This window comes from Salinivibrio sp. IB872, assembly GCF_001995345.1.
In the GTDB taxonomy this organism is placed as follows: Bacteria; Pseudomonadota; Gammaproteobacteria; order Enterobacterales; family Vibrionaceae; genus Salinivibrio; species Salinivibrio proteolyticus.
In genome coordinates, this window is sequence record NZ_MUFO01000050.1 from 1 (window position 1) to 18189 (window position 18189).

Annotated in this window: 14 protein-coding genes; 9 read left to right on the plus strand and 5 right to left on the minus strand. The window is 47.7% G+C overall.

Annotation, left to right across the window (positions count from 1 at the left end; genetic code table 11):
- Positions 1 to 177 precede the first annotated feature (177 nt).
- Positions 178 to 1809, plus strand: a complete 1632-nt coding sequence (locus BZJ18_RS14925) for a methyl-accepting chemotaxis protein (RefSeq protein WP_077457946.1) — start codon at positions 178 to 180, stop codon at positions 1807 to 1809.
- 125 nt (positions 1810 to 1934) lie between these two features.
- Here BZJ18_RS14925 and BZJ18_RS14930 read toward each other — a convergent pair whose 3' ends face one another.
- The 4 genes from BZJ18_RS14930 to BZJ18_RS14945 form a co-directional block, all read right to left on the minus strand.
- Complete coding sequence (locus tag BZJ18_RS14930) at positions 1935 to 3896, minus strand: sensor histidine kinase (RefSeq protein ID WP_198532255.1); 1962 nt, start codon at positions 3894 to 3896, stop codon at positions 1935 to 1937.
- Positions 3897 to 4151: 255 nt separating this feature from the next.
- Complete coding sequence (locus BZJ18_RS14935; RefSeq protein ID WP_077457950.1) at positions 4152 to 5174, minus strand: NADP-dependent oxidoreductase; 1023 nt, start codon at positions 5172 to 5174, stop codon at positions 4152 to 4154.
- A 70-nt stretch (positions 5175 to 5244) separates the two neighbouring features.
- Complete coding sequence (locus BZJ18_RS14940; RefSeq protein WP_077457952.1) at positions 5245 to 6402, minus strand: iron-containing alcohol dehydrogenase; 1158 nt, start codon at positions 6400 to 6402, stop codon at positions 5245 to 5247.
- A gap of 191 nt (positions 6403 to 6593) precedes the next feature.
- Entirely contained in the window at positions 6594 to 7199 is a 606-nt protein-coding gene (locus BZJ18_RS14945; RefSeq protein WP_077457954.1) for a TetR/AcrR family transcriptional regulator, read from the minus strand.
- A gap of 1107 nt (positions 7200 to 8306) precedes the next feature.
- Here BZJ18_RS14945 and BZJ18_RS14950 point away from each other — a divergent pair.
- The 6 genes from BZJ18_RS14950 to galK all read left to right on the plus strand — a co-directional run bounded on the left by BZJ18_RS14950 (position 8307) and on the right by galK (position 15533).
- On the plus strand, positions 8307 to 8606 hold the full coding sequence (locus tag BZJ18_RS14950; protein WP_069587868.1) for a DUF6916 family protein: 300 nt from the start codon (positions 8307 to 8309) through the stop codon (positions 8604 to 8606).
- A 187-nt stretch (positions 8607 to 8793) separates the two neighbouring features.
- A complete protein-coding gene (locus BZJ18_RS14955; RefSeq protein ID WP_069587867.1) occupies positions 8794 to 9225 on the plus strand; it encodes a hypothetical protein in 432 nt (143 codons plus the stop codon).
- A gap of 174 nt (positions 9226 to 9399) precedes the next feature.
- A complete protein-coding gene (locus BZJ18_RS14960; protein ID WP_077457956.1) occupies positions 9400 to 10944 on the plus strand; it encodes a BCCT family transporter in 1545 nt (514 codons plus the stop codon).
- Between the two features lie 370 nt (positions 10945 to 11314).
- Entirely contained in the window at positions 11315 to 12334 is a 1020-nt protein-coding gene (gene galE / locus BZJ18_RS14965) for a UDP-glucose 4-epimerase GalE (RefSeq protein WP_077457958.1), read from the plus strand.
- Positions 12335 to 12418: 84 nt separating this feature from the next.
- Positions 12419 to 13471, plus strand: coding sequence for a UDP-glucose--hexose-1-phosphate uridylyltransferase (locus BZJ18_RS14970; protein WP_077457960.1), 1053 nt, complete (start codon positions 12419 to 12421; stop codon positions 13469 to 13471).
- 109 nt (positions 13472 to 13580) lie between these two features.
- Complete coding sequence (gene galK / locus BZJ18_RS17705) at positions 13581 to 15533, plus strand: galactokinase (RefSeq protein WP_077457962.1); 1953 nt, start codon at positions 13581 to 13583, stop codon at positions 15531 to 15533.
- Between the two features lie 69 nt (positions 15534 to 15602).
- Here the strand turns inward: galK and BZJ18_RS14980 are convergent, their stop codons facing one another.
- A complete protein-coding gene (locus BZJ18_RS14980) occupies positions 15603 to 16628 on the minus strand; it encodes a LacI family DNA-binding transcriptional regulator (RefSeq protein ID WP_077457964.1) in 1026 nt (341 codons plus the stop codon).
- Between the two features lie 212 nt (positions 16629 to 16840).
- On the opposite strand from BZJ18_RS14980, the gene BZJ18_RS14985 reads away from it, so the two are divergent.
- Together BZJ18_RS14985 and BZJ18_RS14990 are read left to right on the plus strand one after the other, a co-directional pair.
- Complete coding sequence (locus BZJ18_RS14985) at positions 16841 to 17911, plus strand: cellulase family glycosylhydrolase (protein ID WP_077457966.1); 1071 nt, start codon at positions 16841 to 16843, stop codon at positions 17909 to 17911.
- A gap of 68 nt (positions 17912 to 17979) precedes the next feature.
- Positions 17980 to 18189 (plus strand): MFS transporter (locus BZJ18_RS14990; RefSeq protein ID WP_241824988.1); only part of this gene is annotated, 210 nt, incomplete at its 3' end.

Sequence of the window (18189 nt, forward strand, 5' to 3'; positions counted from 1 at the left end):
GTTTACATTTATTTAACTTTAGCTATCTGTTTTTAGTTTCGATGAAAATTATAGCCATTTTATTGGACAGTATGTATGCAAATTTCATTAAAAAATTTTTCTGTTTACATTTATTTAACTTTAGCTATCTGTTTTTAGTTTCGATGAAAATTATAGCCATTTTATTGGACAGTATGTATGCAAATTTCATTAAAAAATTTTTCTGTTCGGGTACAGGTTATGCTTCCTGTTCTCGTTGCCACATTTGCTCTAACAGTGAGTTTGTGGATTATTAAAAATGATTTGGACGATAGTCTAAAAAATGCGTCAGTGATGAGAATATCATATCAAAATCAAACTGATGCGCTATCATTGCATGTTGTTGATTATATTAACGACATGCGTCTTCAGGTTGCAGACGCGATCATATCTCCAGCTCGTAGAAAAGATCTTATCCCTACTTTACAGCAAAGGAAAAAAGATATTGGTCATCATTTAAAAACACTGCAAGACGACGATTATTACCAAAACGATGTGCCTAATATTTTTAATCTTGTCGATGAGTTTGTGAATAGCTCAAGTAAGATGCTCACATTTTTAGAACAGTATGAGAAAGGCCTCGTTTCTGAACGCGAGTATGCAGCGCAGAATACTGCGCTTAGGGCTCAGGCAGTCGATTTACTGACGACGGTTGTTAATGTCAGTAAAAGAGCCCAAGAGCGCGAAGAGAAATACTATGCACAGATTCAAGAATACGAGCGAAGCAAAATAAATACTGCGATGGTTATTGTGTTATCTGTGCTTGCAGTATCGTTGATCATTGCTTGGCTACTTTCAAAAATGATTGTCGCGCCAATCCAGCAGCTTCAGGGCGTTATGCGTGATTTAGCACAGGGAAATCTGGCAGTTCGAGCAACGGTTGAGGGTAAAAACGAAATCTCAAGCCTTAGTCAGGATGTCAATAAAACCGCGACGCAGTTGCATAGCATGGTCGATCAGTTGAACCGAATGGGTGAAGACGTGGCATCGGCGTCAACAGAATTAGCGGCGGTGATGACTCAAGCGGAATCGAATGCACAACAAGAGTTATCGGAAATTGAACAAGTGGCGTCGGCAGTGAATGAGCTGTCGAGTACGGCTGATAATGTCAGTGATAATGCATCTGCCGCTGATTCGACGGCTCGTATGACCGATGAGTTGGCCAAATCTGGTTTAACAATATCTCAAGAGAGTGTTCAAGCCAGTGCACAAATGTCGGAAGCATTGCATCATGCGGCAAGTTTAGTACAGCAACTAAATGAACAATCAGAGAAAATTAATAATGTCGTTGAAGTCATCCACAGTGTCTCGGAACAAACCAATTTACTCGCGTTGAATGCGGCGATTGAAGCGGCTCGAGCAGGCGAGATGGGCCGTGGTTTTGCAGTTGTCGCTGATGAAGTAAGAATGCTTGCTGGTCGTACAGCCGGTTCGACCAAGGAAATTGGTGTCATTATCGAGGATTTACAAAATCAATCTGTATTAGCCAATGAAAGCATGCAAACGACGATCACGATGTTGGCACACAATAGTGAGCTGACACAGCGTGTCAGTGATGCATTGGTTGCTATCTCAGAGTCGGTTGCGGATATTAATGATTCCAATACTCRGGTTGCTACCGCGGCAGAGCAGCAGTCACAAGTCACCAAAGATATTAATCGTAACGTGGTTAATATTTCTGAGCTCGTCAACCAAAATGTCGCCGGTATCAGCCAGAGTGCGAGTGCAAGTGCTGAGCTCTCACTATTGGCTGAGAAGCAAAAAGAACAACTAGCTTTCTTTAAGCTGTAAAGTGTGACTTTATATCTATAAGGCCGTATTACTCGCAGGAGAATACGGCTTTTTGATAAATGGCAGATATCCGTTGATCTGACAATTTAAACTAGCCAGTCGTTACCTCAAAAACAATACAAACACTACGCCTCCTCATGATCAGGGGCAGTGCTTGGGATAGTAATCGTAAAACGGCTTCCTTTGTCCGGCTCACTTTTCACCTCAATACGGCCGCCAAGTACGCCGGTGACGAGGTTAAAGGTGATGTGGAGGCCAAGGCCCGAGCCGCCTTGGCCTAAGCGGGTGGTGAAGAAAGGATCGAAGATGCGTTTTCTCACGTCATCACTCATGCCTGCTCCGTTATCATGAACGGTAATATGTACCTGATCGTGTGAATCCTGACTCGCATGGATTTGAATATGGCCTTGTTCTTGCGTGGTAAATGCATGAATTAACGCATTATTGATTAAGTTGATCAGGGTTTGGGTGAGGGCGCCTGGATAGCTGTTGAGCAGAATACCCTCTGGAATAGTGACCTCGAGCTGGTGCGGCGCGCGCTGAAGTGTCGGTCGCATAGAGAGCAGGACTTCGTCCATCAACAGACGTAGTTCAAAGTCGCGTCTGTGGTCACTGGTTTGATCCACCGCGAGCTGCTTAAAGGCACGGATTAATTCGGAGGCACGTGACATGTTACGTTCAACAATCCGTGTCCCGTCTTCAATATGGGTGAGAAATTGGTCTAAATCGTCTCGTGTGATCGGCTTTTCGAGTTGTTGGACAAAATCTTGCTTCATCGACAAGATGGAGGTTGAAGACATCAGCGCGTTGCCGATGGGGGTGTTCAGTTCATGGGCAACCCCAGCCACGAGCGACCCTAAGGATGACAGCTTCTCACTTTGCACTAACTCACCTTGAATCGCTTCTAGACGGGTTAATAGCGATTTGAGTTTATCACCATAGGCATTCACTGCATGGCGCAGCTCTCCTACTTCGTTCATGTTGTCGACCGTCAACTCTTGAGTGGTTTCCCCGTCTATCAACTCCCAAATCTGTGTGGTCGTTTGCTGAATCTTATCCAGTAGATTCCGAGCAGTAATGGCGGCGATAATCCCCACAACAAGCAATAGTCCGCCAATGGCGAACATCAGGAACAGTCCCATGCTGTCAGCCGCCGCGGTCATTTTGCTTTTGGGCACGACAAGACCAATCACCCAATTGGTTTGAGGGTATTTAATAATATGAACGTAGGCGGCTTCATTTAGCACGCCATCGCTCTCTATCGTAATCAGTTGGCTATCTTGGAGAGATTGACTTGCTTGCAGTGCTTCTTGGAGCCAAGGGAGTTCCTGCTCTAACTCGGTAGCCGTTCGCAGGGTATTTCGATAAGGATTAAATGTTACCGCCGATTCGGGGAAGCTTATCGCCTTGTTATTGGCGTCCAGAGCGAACACATAGCCGTCGTTTTCTTTGCCATACCGAGCCAGTATGTCGGCAATGCCATCCAGTCTCATGTCGACCGTTGCCACTCCAACGAAGCGCTCATTTTCTTTCATGGGTACAGTACAGGTAATCATCGGCTCTTTGGTAAAAGGGTCAATATAAGCGTTAGACCAACTGCAGCGATCGATAGGTGCTTGTTTCCCTACTAGGTACCAGCTTTCATTGTGGTAGCCCTTGCCATCAGGGTTGTTGTAATCATCATAGTATTCCATATCGGGCCCTGTGCGACCCCAAAAAAAACTACGTCGTTCTACGCCCGGTGTAAAGGTGTTGGGCTCCGGCCAGATCCCGCCACCGGCAATGGTAGGATCGCCATGATTGTTAAAGAGTGGAGGAAAAAGGCGGCGGAATAGCCCTTCGTTTTTGGGAAGGTTGGTGCCCTTTAAGGCGAGCGTACTGGTTAAGAGTTCGATCTGTCCGAGCTTGGCATCGAGCAAGTCGATTAATGCATATTGGTTGAGGCTGATCCGCTCTTGTCGCTGCTCAATCAGATCGGGTTTAACTTTCCACTCGAGCACCGCAAAAATAGTTAGTAGCGCCAACACCAGAACCAATGCGAATCCGAGGGTAATCTGATGACGGATCATGAGAGCGGGTTTGGCCATTGTTGATACTTCCTCTTTCCTCAGCTGACGCAGATAAAAACCAAGCACCTGCGACCAGCCCTGCCAAATCATGCTGACGGTAGTCGAGTCGTTCCTTTAGTGTAGTTGGCTGCTTAGGCTTTGTGATGATGGCATTTGTAATGCCATAGAAAAATACGGGGTCAGCACTGTACTCGGGCATAAAAAACCCCCTTCGCTGTCCATCGCTAAGGGGGAGGCAGGGTTTTCGGTATGGCGAAATAAAGCGTGTGAGCTCTATTTAATATTGACCACCATCTTGCCGAAGTTGCGGCCTTCGAGTACATCAATCAGTGCTTGCGGCGCTTTCTCAAAGCCATCCACCGCGTGTTCACGATAATGGATTTGGCCTTCGCCGACCCATTTAGCCATGTCGTGAGCGAACTCTGGGTAACGGTGTGCATAGTCATCAAAAATGATGAAACCTTTCACGGTTAGGCGCTTGACCAAGATGGTGCCCATTAGTTGCGAAAGACGGTCAGGGCCTTCTGGCAGGGCCGTGTTGTTGTATTGAGATACCAAGCCACACACGGGAATACGTGCGCCGGTATTAAGCAGTGGCATCACTGCATCAAATACTTTGCCGCCGACGTTTTCAAAGTACACATCAATGCCTTGCGGGCAGGCTTCGGCAAGCTGCTCGGCAAAGTTGTCGGCTTTGTGGTCGATACAGGCGTCAACATTGAGGTGTTCACGGGCGTATTGGCATTTGTCTTCACCACCGGCAATCGCGACTACGCGGCAGCCTTTTAGTTTACCAATCTGTGCGACAGTCGCACCGACTGGGCCAGTGGCCGCGGCGACGACAAGGGTATCGCCTTCTTTAGGCTGGCCAATATCTAATAAGCCCATGTAGGCGGTGAAGCCGGGCATCCCCAAGATCCCAAGCGCGTATGAAACCGGTGCAAGGTCAGGGTTAAGTTTAAGCAAGGTATCGCCATCGACCACGGAGTGGGTTTCCCAACCTTTGTAGGCCAATACCCAATCACCCGCCTGGTAATCGGCGTGGTTGGATTCCAACACTTTACCCACGGTGGCACCGACCATCAGGCCATCAATCGCTACCGGCTCTGCGTACGATTTGGCATCACTCATTCGACCGCGCATGTAAGGGTCAATTGATAAGTGATGGTTTTCAATCAGTACATCCTTGTTGCCCAGTGCGGGAATGGCGACTTCTTCTAAGCGAAAGTTCTCGGCAGTGGGTGCGCCAACCGGGCGTGATGCGAGAACAAAACGTTGATTTGTTAATGCTGACATGGATTCCTCCCTTGAAGATGGGAAAAGAGGCGGCTAGATCAGCGCGCCTCATCATGAAATAAAACGGCGATTACAGCGCGGCTTGAAGCACACGGCGGCAAACGTCCGGCGTCACATCGCCATGTTCACCGAGTTGGGTCATGCCGTGTTGAGTCAGGCCTTCAATCAAGGGCTCAATCGCGGTTTCATCCAGATCGTAATCGCTCATGCGCGTTTTCACGTTCATGCGCTCGAAAAAGTCGCGTGTTTTCTCAATCGCTTGTTGCGCTTTTTCGGCGTCGCTGCCTTGGTCAATATGCCAAACACGTTCAGCAAATTGTGCGAGCTTGGCTTGTTTTTGCTCAAACTTCTCATTGAGCATTGCAGGCAGCACCACGGCAAGGGTTTGTGCGTGGTCTAAGCCATGTTGGGCTGTAAGCTCGTGACCCAGCATATGGGTTGACCAATCTTGCGGCACACCCACGCCAATCAAGCCGTTAAGCGCTAAGGTGGCTGTCCACATCAAACTTGCACGTACGTTGTAATCTTCTGGTGTTTCCAGCGCTTGTGGGCCAAGCTCGACCAAGGTTTGTAGCAGGCCTTCGGCGAATCGGTCTTGTACCGGCGCATTGGCTGGGTAGGTCAGGTATTGCTCCACGACATGAACAAACGCATCGACCACGCCGTTACCCACTTGGCGAATCGGTAGGGTGTAGGTTTTCACCGGATCCAATACCGAGAACTGCGGGAAGACTAGCTCGCTCATAAACGGTAGTTTGGCTTGCATTGACTCGCGAGTCACTACCGAGCCTTTGTTCATCTCAGAGCCGGTTGCCGGCAAGGTGAGCACGGTGCCAAATGGCAGTGCCGCTTCTACTTTACCGCCCATGCTGGTGAGAATGTCCCACGCGTCGCCGTCATATTTCGCGGCTGCTGCAACGAACTTGGTGCCATCGATCACTGAGCCGCCGCCCACGGCGAGAAGGTAGTCATAGCCTTCAGCACTCACTTTCTCGACCGCTTTCATCAAGGTTTCAAAGCGTGGGTTGGGTTCAATACCACCAAACAGGCCAAACTGACGCTGACCCAATGCTTGTTCTACTTCATCCAAGGTGCCTGTTTTTCGTGCACTTTGGCCGCCGAATAACACGAGTACTTTGGCATCGGCCGGGATGAGCCGATCCAGCTCGGCAATCTTACCTTCGCCAAAAACGATACGTGTGGGATTGTAGAACTCAAAGTTGTTCATTGCTCATCCTTCCTTTTGTTGTGCTTGATGGTATCAAGCGTTTATTTAAATTAGACCGGTCGTCTAGAAGGTGCCGGTTAAAAACCCGCCTTGGCGGGTTTCGGGTGGATGGTGGGTTGGTAACTTGTGTTACCGCCACGCATCAATGTTCAGTTGTTGGTTACTGATGTGCTGTATAGAGCACAACAGGATTAATCGATCAGCCCGAGCTTTTCTTCAGTGATGGTCATCGCTTGAGTGAGATGACTGTCGTTACGATGCAGTTTGGTCAGTAAGCTTGCGCCGAGCCACAATTGATATAAAGTTGTCGCGGTGGTCAGCGCCGCTTGGCTATTAAACTGATCGCTGGCTTGAGCGAGCGTAGTCGCCAAGCAACCAATCAGTTGATCGGTGCCATCACGCAGTGCCAGCCGCATTGGCTCAGATAAGTCCGCAACTTCTGCACTCAGCTTGACGACCAAACACGTTTGCACCGGATCCAAACTACAGTATTGAGCTTGCCAGCGACTGAAGTAGCTGTGCACACGTGCAATGGGAGAGAGCGTGCTATCTGTCAGTAAGCGATTCACATCCGCAATGTAGCAAGCAAAATAGTGGTCTAACACGGCTTGGCCGAATTGTTCTTTCGACGCAAAGTAGTGATAAAAAGACCCTTTAGGTACGCCCGCTTGTTTGAGGATGGCGCTTAGGCCAACGCCGCTAAAACCAAATTGTGCCATGACGCTCACGCCCGTTTCCAACAGGTGCTGGTGGGTCGCGTTATGACTGGTCGTTTCATGAGTGCTGCTCGATTTCATGTCGACGAGCATAATCAAGATTAGACCGGTCGTCTAGTGATGAAAGAACATTTTTGTTTTTGGTGTCGAACGGCGGCATAAATTGGGCCGGTATGCTGTGCGAAATCCCAGTTTATGTCAGATTTATTACTCTGTTCACAATTTGAACGGCATGCCGTGGCACAGTGTTAAAAGTGTGCTTTACTGAAATTGTCAGCCGAGCTGACACACAATTTGGTAAATGATCAGCGCGCAGTGACGCGCCAAAAAGAGTGAAGCCCCCGTTGATGTCAGGAACCCATGACGACACCTTGTTTGCCGCCAGCCAGGCATTTGAACACAAGACCATGCGGTTAGGACGCTCAACATAGTGAGCAAGCGGGGCAGTGCAACAACAAGTTTCATTGACCAACGACCAACAAAGGAATCCATCCGCTAAGCCGCTCAATTGAGCGGCTTTTTATTATGCTGGGCTGCCGAAAGGATGCCAACTGTTTCGCAAGCACACTTCCTCTCATAGCAAGCTTTCCCGACGTCGCAGTGAGTTATTCTGTTGAGAAAACGTGAACAAGGTTGCTTTCTGCAAGTATTTGTAATAAGAATAGAGATAACGTGATTCTCAACACTTTACGTTTACGACAGAAGGGTGGCGGTGTGTCCATTCCCCATTAAGTAGACGAGCAATGCCCTACAAAGGTGTTCGGGCTGACAGTTGAATCATCGCGCTTCAGCGCTCATCTCGAGTGCTTATTAAGTTCCGCACTGTTCGTGCTATTGCTGAACGAGTGCGATAACCATAGCGATAAATATCGTTCATTAATCTGATAGGAGAGGTGTTCGATGCACAATAAAAGTAGACGTTTGTGGTATTACTACAAATCAAAAACGGATAAAGCACGTAGCGCCAAAACGCGCAGTTAATTTGTCCAACCGTAAGCAACAAGGCAACCATAGGGTTGCCTTTTGTGTTTTTGGGACGGGGTAATGTCTTGAACAGAGGCTTTGCTCGATAAATGTGCAGAAAATTTGCTAAGCTGTTGTGCATTGACGAATTTTTATTCTAACCTTATTTACAGGTAGATAGATAAAGAGACTCACGAACCCTGTCTAGGGTCGCAGGGAGGTGTTATGAATGTACTATCTTGTCAGCACGTTAAAGCGCTTATCGATCAAACCATTACTTTGATTGATGGCACAGACACGGAATATGCGATGACCCTAATCCGCATTGATGAGCATGAGGGCAACGGTGAAACCATTGACGATCAATTGGTGGAAAACTTTAGCTTAGTGTTGAAAGGCCCAGAGGATACCCGCTTCCCACAAGGTAATTACTTGCTCTCGCACCCCGATCTCGGCGAGCAAATCTTGCACATGTTACCGGCGGCAGAGGATACTTATACGATTACCATTAACACCCGCGCGTAGTGAATCGTTCATTCAACACGAGGGGTCCTCGCGCCCTCCTTTCCCGACTCTTCAATCGTCTATTACTCACTGCGCCTCGCAAAACTGATTAAATAACGACCAATCAAGGGGTTATTTGCACCTTCCCGTAGCTTAGTAGCACGAAATAAGTAGAATAGAGCCGTTAAGCTAGCAGTATGGAGGTAGCATGTTTGCCTGGCTGAGTGGCTTATTCGAAAAAGAACAACTGCAGTCAGTTGTCTGGGTTCGGGACATCATGGCCAGTAACCGCAAAGGCAGTTACGCCAAGTACAAGAACTATTACGACCGCCACGTTAATCGCATTTTAAAAAATTATCACAAGGATTTTCTCCGCTTTGAAAAGTTTGCGGCACGCAATTATAAGTACAGTGACCAATCTGTGTTTATGGCGATTAAAACTGCAAGTTATGCCTTTCAACTTGGACAGCTCAAGGTTGCAGCCTGTATTACTGCAGCCGTGATATCAAAGTGTAATCGCGCAAAGCAAACCGATACGCAGGTTCACCCCAAGTTGTATCGTGCTGCAGTGACACTGCATAAGAAGATCTTGGAAACCGGCAAGTCATCGCGTAAGGCGTCAGACAAAGAGCCGGCTTAGCGGGTCGAATTTTGCGCAGTTAATAAAAATGTCATAAACCTATTCAGCCCGCACCACGGCTGAATAGGTGATGTCTGTCACGTTTTTATCGTTAGTGTTCGATGCAATTTATGCTGGTCATTCGTTCGCCACACTGATAGAGTGCCGCCCCTCACACACCTTGTGAGCGAACTAATGCTTAAATCTACACAAAATAACGACCGACTTGTTGCCGTCTTTACTATCGGCTTTGTCGCTCTCTTCCTTGCCTTTGCCCTGTTTGACCTCGAACATTTTTCCACTGTGATTCAGTCGCTGTTTGCTGAATCTGCCAACCTTTTTGGTTACTGGTGGCAGTGGCTAATGGTGATCAACTTCGTGCTGGCGCTAGCCATTGGCGGTAGTAAATTTGGTAAGTTGAAACTGGGCGCCACCGATACCGTCTCAATGAGCCGTTTTCGCTGGGTTGCTATGATCATGTGTACGCTGCTTGCGGGCGGCGGTGTTTTTTGGTCAGCGGCTGAACCCATCTACCACTTTATGACGCCACCTCCGGCGTTAGGCGAGATGGAAGCTGGCGCGATGCAAACGGTCGCCCCTGCGTTAAGCCAAAGCTTCTTCCACTGGGGCTTTTTAGCTTGGGCAGTGTTGGGTACCTTGGCGACCATCGTGCTGATGTATGCCCACCACCAAGCAGGCGTGCGTCTGCGTCCTCGTGCGCTGCTATACCCGTTGCTTGGTGACAAGCTAGAAAATCACTGGCTAGGCTCTGTGATTGATGCGTGTTCTATCATTGCCGTTGCGGCGGGCACCATTGGTCCGATTGGCTTCCTTGCCACCCAGTTGGGTTACAGCTTGGAAAGCTTTGTCGGTATCGAGAACACCATGTCGATGCAAATGCTTATCTTGGCCGCGGTCGTGGCGATTTACTCTATTTCTGCCTTTACGGGAATGGATAAAGGTCTGCAATGGTTAAGCCGGATGAATGTGATTGGTGCGGCCGTGCTGCTTGCTGTTGTGATCGTACTGGGTCCAACGGGTTTTATCTTTGAGCAGTTTGGTGCTGGCTTTGGCTATTACCTCAACAACATGCACACGCTGGCACTCAACACCGATAACGGCAGCTGGAATGCATGGTGGACATGGTTCTTCTGGGGCTGGTTCATTGGTTTTGCACCCATGATGGCCATCTTTATTGCACGCATCTCGAAAGGCCGTTCTATTCGTGAGCTGATCTTTGCTGTTGCGATTTGTGCACCGATTGCGACTAACTTCTGGTTCTCGGTACTCGGCGGTACGGGTATCTTTTATGAGTTGCAGTCTCCGGGTAGCATTTCCGGCCCGATGGCGGACGCGGGTTTGCCTGCTATCTTGATTGCGTCCTTGTCACAGCTGCCTTACAGCGTGGTTCTGATCCCAGCCTTTATGCTGTTGACCACCACCTTTGTGGCGACCACAGGTGACTCTATGGCGTATTCCATTGCGATGGCGGTCTCTGGTGACAATCAACCCACACGCGCGCATCGTCTATTCTGGGCGATTGTTATGGGCGTAGTAGCCGGTGTGCTCTTGCTGGCTGGTGAAGGCGGCTTGAATGCGTTGCAGTCGTTCATTGTGATTACAGCTGTGCCTGTCTCTTTCTTGATTGCGTTTACTTTCATTACCGGCCCAATCGCGGTGATGCGAATGCAAAAAGAGAAAGAAGCGAATCTTGCGCTAGAGCCTGCGACGGCCAGTTAATGGCGTCATACATAGCCTAACACTACGACTAAAGAACCCTGCCTCTGAGCAGGGTTCTTTAATACGCCCACCTGAGGCCATGAGATTTAAAGTGGATTCGCCACATTCATGACACTTACCTTACGCTTTGGTTCCTCTGATCCCAACAAAGCCTTTCACCATCCTTTCTTACCTTCATTTTTATCTCTTATACTGTATTTTTCAAAAAGACTTTGTGGAAACGTTTACACAACTTTGATGGCGATCACTGAAGTAAGCAAGTTTTGATTGCTAAACTTCGAAGCACTAAAGAGATAAACACATTAACTTTGAGATATTTAAAATAAATAACTGACTTTAATGAATAAATTGATAACTCTGGAGGTTGGGAGTGAAAGTTCTTGTCACAGGCGGAATGGGATACATCGGCAGTCACACTTGCGTGCAGATGATTGAAGCGGGTATGGAACCCATCATCGTCGACAACTTGTGTAACGCCAAGCTAGAAGTGTTAAACCGTATTGAAGCGCTGACTGGCAAACAGCCTGCGTTCCACCAAGGTGACGTCCGTGACGAAGCCTTTTTGGATACGGTATTCGCGCAGCACGACATCCAAGCCGTGATCCACTTTGCTGGCCTCAAAGCGGTTGGCGAATCGGTGGCAAAACCACTTGAGTACTACGACAACAACGTCAATGGCTCATTGGTGTTGGCGCGCAGCATGCGTAAATCGGGTGTGAAAAGCATCGTATTCAGTTCATCGGCAACGGTTTACGGTGACCCAGAAATAGTGCCGATTACGGAAGATTCACCAACAGGCGCAACCACCAATCCATACGGTCGCAGTAAATATATGGTGGAGCAGTGCTTCAGCGATCTGTTTTATGCTGAAAACGACTGGAGCATCACCTTACTGCGTTACTTCAACCCAGTTGGCGCGCACCCATCGGGCTGCATGGGGGAAGACCCACAAGGTATTCCCAATAACTTGATCCCATTTATCGCCCAAGTCGCTGTTGGCCGCCGAGAAAAACTCGCGGTATTCGGTAGCGACTACCCAACACCTGACGGCACTGGCGTACGTGATTACATCCATGTGATGGATCTGGCCGACGGCCACATCGCCGCATTGAAATCGGTGGGGAAAACCTTGGGCTTGCACATTTACAACTTAGGTACGGGTAAAGGCTCGAGCGTACTTGAGATGGTGGATGCGTTCGCGGCCGCTTGCGGTAAACCAGTGCCTTACGAGTTATGCCCGCGTCGTCCTGGGGATATTGCTGAATGTTGGGCAAGCACGGAAAAAGCCGAGCGTGAACTAGGCTGGAAAGCAACACGCACGGTGGCTGAAATGACCGCCGATACGTGGAACTGGCAGTCAAAAAATCCCAATGGCTATTCCCCTGCGTAGTTTACGTCGCCGCATTGTTGTCTGCACTTTCCAATTTCATTGAGAAATGCAGATGAAAGAATTCTTAAAAGTTGAGTAAGTAACATGTCGAATGTCGAATTTAACCCAGTGGATCATCCACACCGCCGTTACAACCCTCTGACTGGGCAATGGATTTTGGTTTCACCTCACCGTGCTAAACGCCCTTGGAGCGGCGCAGATGAAAAGCCCGCATTGGATGAGTTACCAAGCTATGACGGTAAATGTTTTCTTTGTCCGACCAACGAACGTATCTCTGGCGATGTCAATCCAGATTACCAAGGCACCTATGTGTTCAATAACGATTTTGCTGCGCTGATGGTGGATTCACCCGATGCACCGGAGTCAAACAACCCGCTATTCAAAACGCAAGGCGTGCGTGGTTTGAGCCGAGTGATTTGCTTCTCGCCAGATCACAGCAAAACCTTACCGGAGCTGCCAGTGGATAAAATTCGCGGCGTGATTGATACATGGAATGAGCAAATTGAAGAGCTAGGCAAAGAGTACGTTTGGGTTCAGGCGTTCGAAAACAAAGGTGAAACCATGGGCTGTTCTCAGCCTCATCCACACGGTCAAATCTGGGCAAACAGCTTCTTACCAAATGAAGTCGAGCGCAAAGAGCACAACCTAAAAGCGTACTACCAAGAATACGGGAGCAACTTGCTGGTGGATTACGTACAAGCGGAACTCAAAGATGGCTCACGCTTTGTGGTGGAAACCGAACACTGGCTGGCGGTGATACCTTACTGGGCTGCTTGGCCTTTCGAAACCATGCTGTTGCCGAAAACGCACATTCGTCGCATGAGCGAACTCAGCTGTGAACRACGAGATGATTTAGCGCTAGCGATCAAGAAGCTGACTAGCCGTTACGACAATTTATTCCAATGCTCTTTCCCTTACTCGATGGGCTGGCACTACGCACCGTTTTTTGACGAAGGCACAGACATCGACCATTGGCAGCTTCATGCACTTTTTTATCCGCCACTGCTGCGTAGTGCCACGGTTCGTAAGTTCATGGTGGGCTACGAAATGCTAGCTGAAAGCCAACGTGACCTCACCGCAGAGCAAGCGGCGGAGCGTCTGCGTGATGTGAGTGATGTCCACTACAAAGAATGCTAAGTCTTTAAATTGGACTGATTACGAATAACGGGATGGCGCGACTTTACAGATAGAAAGTTAGGCTCAACGCGCTATCCCACTCAAATTACTATTTTAAGAGAACGTCCTTATGTCTGAACTTATCCAAAATGTGAAAGCGTCATTTGAGAAAGTGTTGGGCTACGCACCTAGCCATATTATCCAAGCGCCAGGTCGTGTGAACTTGATTGGTGAGCACACCGATTACAACGATGGTTTTGTCCTACCGTGTGCCATTAACTACCAAACGGTCGTGGCGGCGGCAAAGCGTGAAGACAATATCGTGCGTGTGATCTCGGTTGATTACGGCGACGCAGTTGACGAATTCGATATCACGCAAGCCATTACCTTTCAGCAAGATAAAATGTGGGCGAACTACATTCGCGGCGTGGTGAAGTGTCTTCTGGCGCGCGGTTACCAGTTTATTGGGGCGGATATTTCAGTCAGCGGTAACGTGCCTCAAGGCGCGGGGTTGAGCTCATCGGCGGCATTGGAAGTGGTGATTGGTCAAACGTTTAAAGTGCTGTTCAACCTTGAAATCAGCCAAGCCGAAATCGCGTTAAATGGTCAGCAAGCTGAGAACAAGTTCGTGGGTTGCAATTGCGGCATAATGGATCAAATGATTTCAGCGGAAGGGCGTGAGAATCATGCGATGCTATTAGATTGTCGTAGCCTTGAAAAAGAAGCGGTTTCCATGCCAGAAGACATGGCAGTAGTGATTATCAATTCGAATAAAAAGCGTGGTTTGGTCGACAGCGAATACAACATTCGTCGTCAGCAATGTGAAGAAGCGGCGCGTATTTTCGGTGTGAAAGCTTTGCGTGATGTGACGATTGAGCAGTTTAACGAGAAAGTTGCAGAGCTGGATGAAATGGTGGCAAAACGTGCCCGTCACGTGATCACAGAAAATAATCGTACTGTAGAAGCGGCGCAAGCACTACGATCACACGACATGAAGCGTATGAGCGATCTGATGGCAGAGTCACACGCATCAATGCGCGATGATTTCGAAATCACGGTAAAAGAAATCGACACGCTGGTCGAGATTGTTAAAGGCGTGATTGGCGACCAAGGCGGCGTGCGTATGACTGGCGGTGGCTTTGGTGGCTGTATAGTGAGTTGCACATTACCGGTAAACGGTGAAAACCGTGAAATATTATTGCGCTCGCCAAATATGGCTGAACACATGAAGCAAGACGCTTACTTCGGTTCTATTGTTGGCCGCTTCGCTAACCGAATTGCGAAGGGTCTGTTTGAGATAGACGGAGAGAAATATCAACTTGATATCAATAACGGTGAAAACTCACTGCACGGTGGTTTGGAAGGGTTTGATAAACGCCGCTGGAAGGTTGAAGAGCAAAATGCTCAACAGGTCACTTTTTCACTTCGCTCCCCGGACGGTGACCAAGGTTATCCGGGAAATCTCGATGTGAACGTGACGTACACGCTTACTGACGAGAATGAACTAGCTATCGCCTATGATGCTAAGATCGACAAAACATCACCATTGAATTTGACCAATCACGCCTACTTTAACTTGGCTGGTGAGGCGAGCCGCGCGAAAAGTTTGGATCATACTTTACAGCTTAACGCTGGGTATTACTTGCCAACGGATGCGGGGTTAATTCCTACCGGTGAACAAAAGCCAGTTTCGGGCACTAGTTTCGACTTCACCGAGCCAAAACCAATTGACCAAGAATTTCTTGCTGAGCAAGATCAAAAAACCGCTGGCGGCTACGATCACGCCTTTGTGTTCAAGCGTGAATTGACCGATGGCGAGTCTGTAGCTGCGGTTTTAATTGCACCAAAAGAAGATGTGGCTATGAAGGTGAAAACCACGAAGCCTGCCATCCAGTTTTATTCTGGTAATTTCTTAGCTGGTACACTGGGTGCAAGTAAAACTTACGAACGCTACGACGGCCTTGCGTTGGAGACGCAATACTTTCCAGACGGACCAAATAAACCAGAATGGGGACTCAACAATGGGATCTTAAACTCTGGGGATTGCTATCAGCATCAAACTACTTATCAGTTTGAATTTTAGTAGTGTTTGTAGTCTTTAAATATACAGTTGCAGCTTAGCTGCCACTGTATCGGCTCCAGATGTGGTGGGTTACATGCCCATCTTTTTTGTTTTTGTCGAAGATGTACGAACGATGAGTTCACCTTCAACTTTGCGCTTGCGTGATAGCAAAGGTTGACTTTCAATCAGTGCTATCAATGATTCAACAGCGAGCTTACCCATGAGAGAGTAGGGCAGTTCAACCGAAGTCAGTGCTGGGAAGCTCTCCGATGCGATTTGTTGGTTATCGTAACCGACTACGGCAACGTCTTGAGGAATCTTCAAACCCAATTCAGCTAACGCTTGGTAGCAGCCCATTGCCATATAGTCGCTGCTACAGAAAATAGCTTCCGGCGGTTGCACCATTTTCAGCAGTTCCAGTGTCTGGTAGTACGCCTCTTTTAGCGACCAGTCTGCGTTGACTAGATAATCTGAGTTAGGAATGATGTCAGCATCGATGAGCGCCTGACGATAACCATCGGCACGTTGCTGACTGGCTAGCATCCAACTTTCACCAGACAGCATAGCAATGCGACGATAGCCTTGTGTCGTTAGGTGTGAAACCGCCTTGTACGCCCCGATCATATCGGCCGGTAAAATGGTTGGTAGATCTGTATGTTCTTCGTTAATACAGTTAAGTAATACGGTAGGTAAGGTCGTGATTACACGTTGTTGTTCTAACTGTCTTGTCATACTGGATGCGTAAATCAAACCGGTATAATTACCACTGTTTATCTCAGACTCAATCTTATTTGCCAGTACTTCATCGTGACTGTAATTAAACGTCACCAAAATGTAGTCGTTAGACCACGCTTCTTCTCTTGCGGCGTTGATTGCATCGATAAAGGGGTCGTAACTGGTTAAGCCGTTGATCACCAGCGCAATCTTTTTCGCCTGTCCTAAAGCATGAGCAACTTTTTTGTTTTTGTAGCCTAGAGACTCAGCAGTTTCGAGTACCTTAAGTTTTGTTTTTTCTGCGATTTTAATGGTTGTTGAGTTATTCAGTACTAGCGATACAGTAGACTGAGACACGCTCGCTGCCGCAGCAATGTCACTCATAGTGATTTTCTTAGCCATTCTGATCCTTTACCTAAATGTCGTTAGCTAAAGATATTAGCGAAATAATAACGTTAGATCACTACCAACAGATTTAGATCACAAAACCAAGTAAGAATATCTTAAAAGCTGTGATGACAGCCACGTTTGTTATGACACCATCTATCTATTGATATATTAGCTAATATATTAGCTAATATATCAATATTTACTGCAATGTATAGGTAAAGATGATGAAAAGATGGACAGAAGATAAAGCATGGCAATGGCAAAAAGATCATGGCTGGTTGCGTGGGTTTAACTATTTGCCGCGAACTGCCGTCAACTGGAATGAGATGTGGCAAGCTGAATCTTTTGCACCTAAGGTGATTGAGCAAGAGTTAGCATGGGCACATAGCGTGGGTTACAACACCTTGCGTACCAACCTCGCATTTATTGTTTGGCAAGCGGATCGCGACGGTTTACATGCGCGAATTGAGCGTTTTCTGGATATTTGCGAACGCAATCAAATCAAAGTGATGCTCACGCCGATGGATGACTGTGGTTTCTCGGGCGACCATCCTTACCTTGGTGAACAAAAAGCGCCGGTACCGGATTTGCACAACAGTCAAGCGGCCGCAAGTCCTGGTCGCAATGTGGTGATGGATAAATCCATGTGGAGTGATGTCGAAGTGTATATTCGCGACATCATTTCTACCTACAAAAATGACTCTCGAATCGTTATTTGGGATCTTTATAACGAGCCAACCAACCGCATGATTTTCACCACCACGGGTGAGATCGCTTATGACGAAGAAATGGAAACCTTTAGCCATGAGCTGATGGAAAAAGCGTTTGAGTGGGCGCGTGAAGAAAATCCGGTTCAGCCACTCACCGTCGGTGCTTGGCATGCACCAAGTATTCTTGACCGAAGCCTACCAATTTATGAACACCCAACCGATCGCAAAGCGATGGAGCTATCGGACATCATTACTTTTCACGCTTACTTACCACTCGATCTGCTCCATAAAGCCGTTGAAATTGTAGAAAGCTACAATCGACCAATGATGTGTACTGAGTGGCTTGCTCGCCATGCGCAATCGTTTATGCACGAACAGCTTCCCGTCTTTAAACAGAAAAACATTGGCTGCTATCAGTGGGGATTGGTGAAAGGAAAAACGCAAACGCATCTACCTTGGCCAGAGATCAAACGCAACGACTCAAATTATGCGAGTCAATGGTTCCACGACCTACTTGATGAGCAAGGAAACCCATACGATCCAAGCGAAGTACAATTGATAAAAATGGTAGCAGGAATAGATTAATTACTGGTATGTCAATTCATATATGAATCGGCTGCTCATTTATAATAAAACCAATTGAGACGTGAACAATGACTACTCTACAAAAAAAACTCAACAACAAGGAGCTGATGTCTTACTTCGGCTATGGACTAGGCCAGTGCTTTAGTTTTGGTCTAGTCGGCTCCTTTATTCTATATTTCTATACAGATATTCTGGGTATTTCGCCTATTGCGGCGAGTACGATTTTCTTGGTCGCTCGTGTTTGGGATGCGGTAAACGATCCTCTCATTGCTGGATAC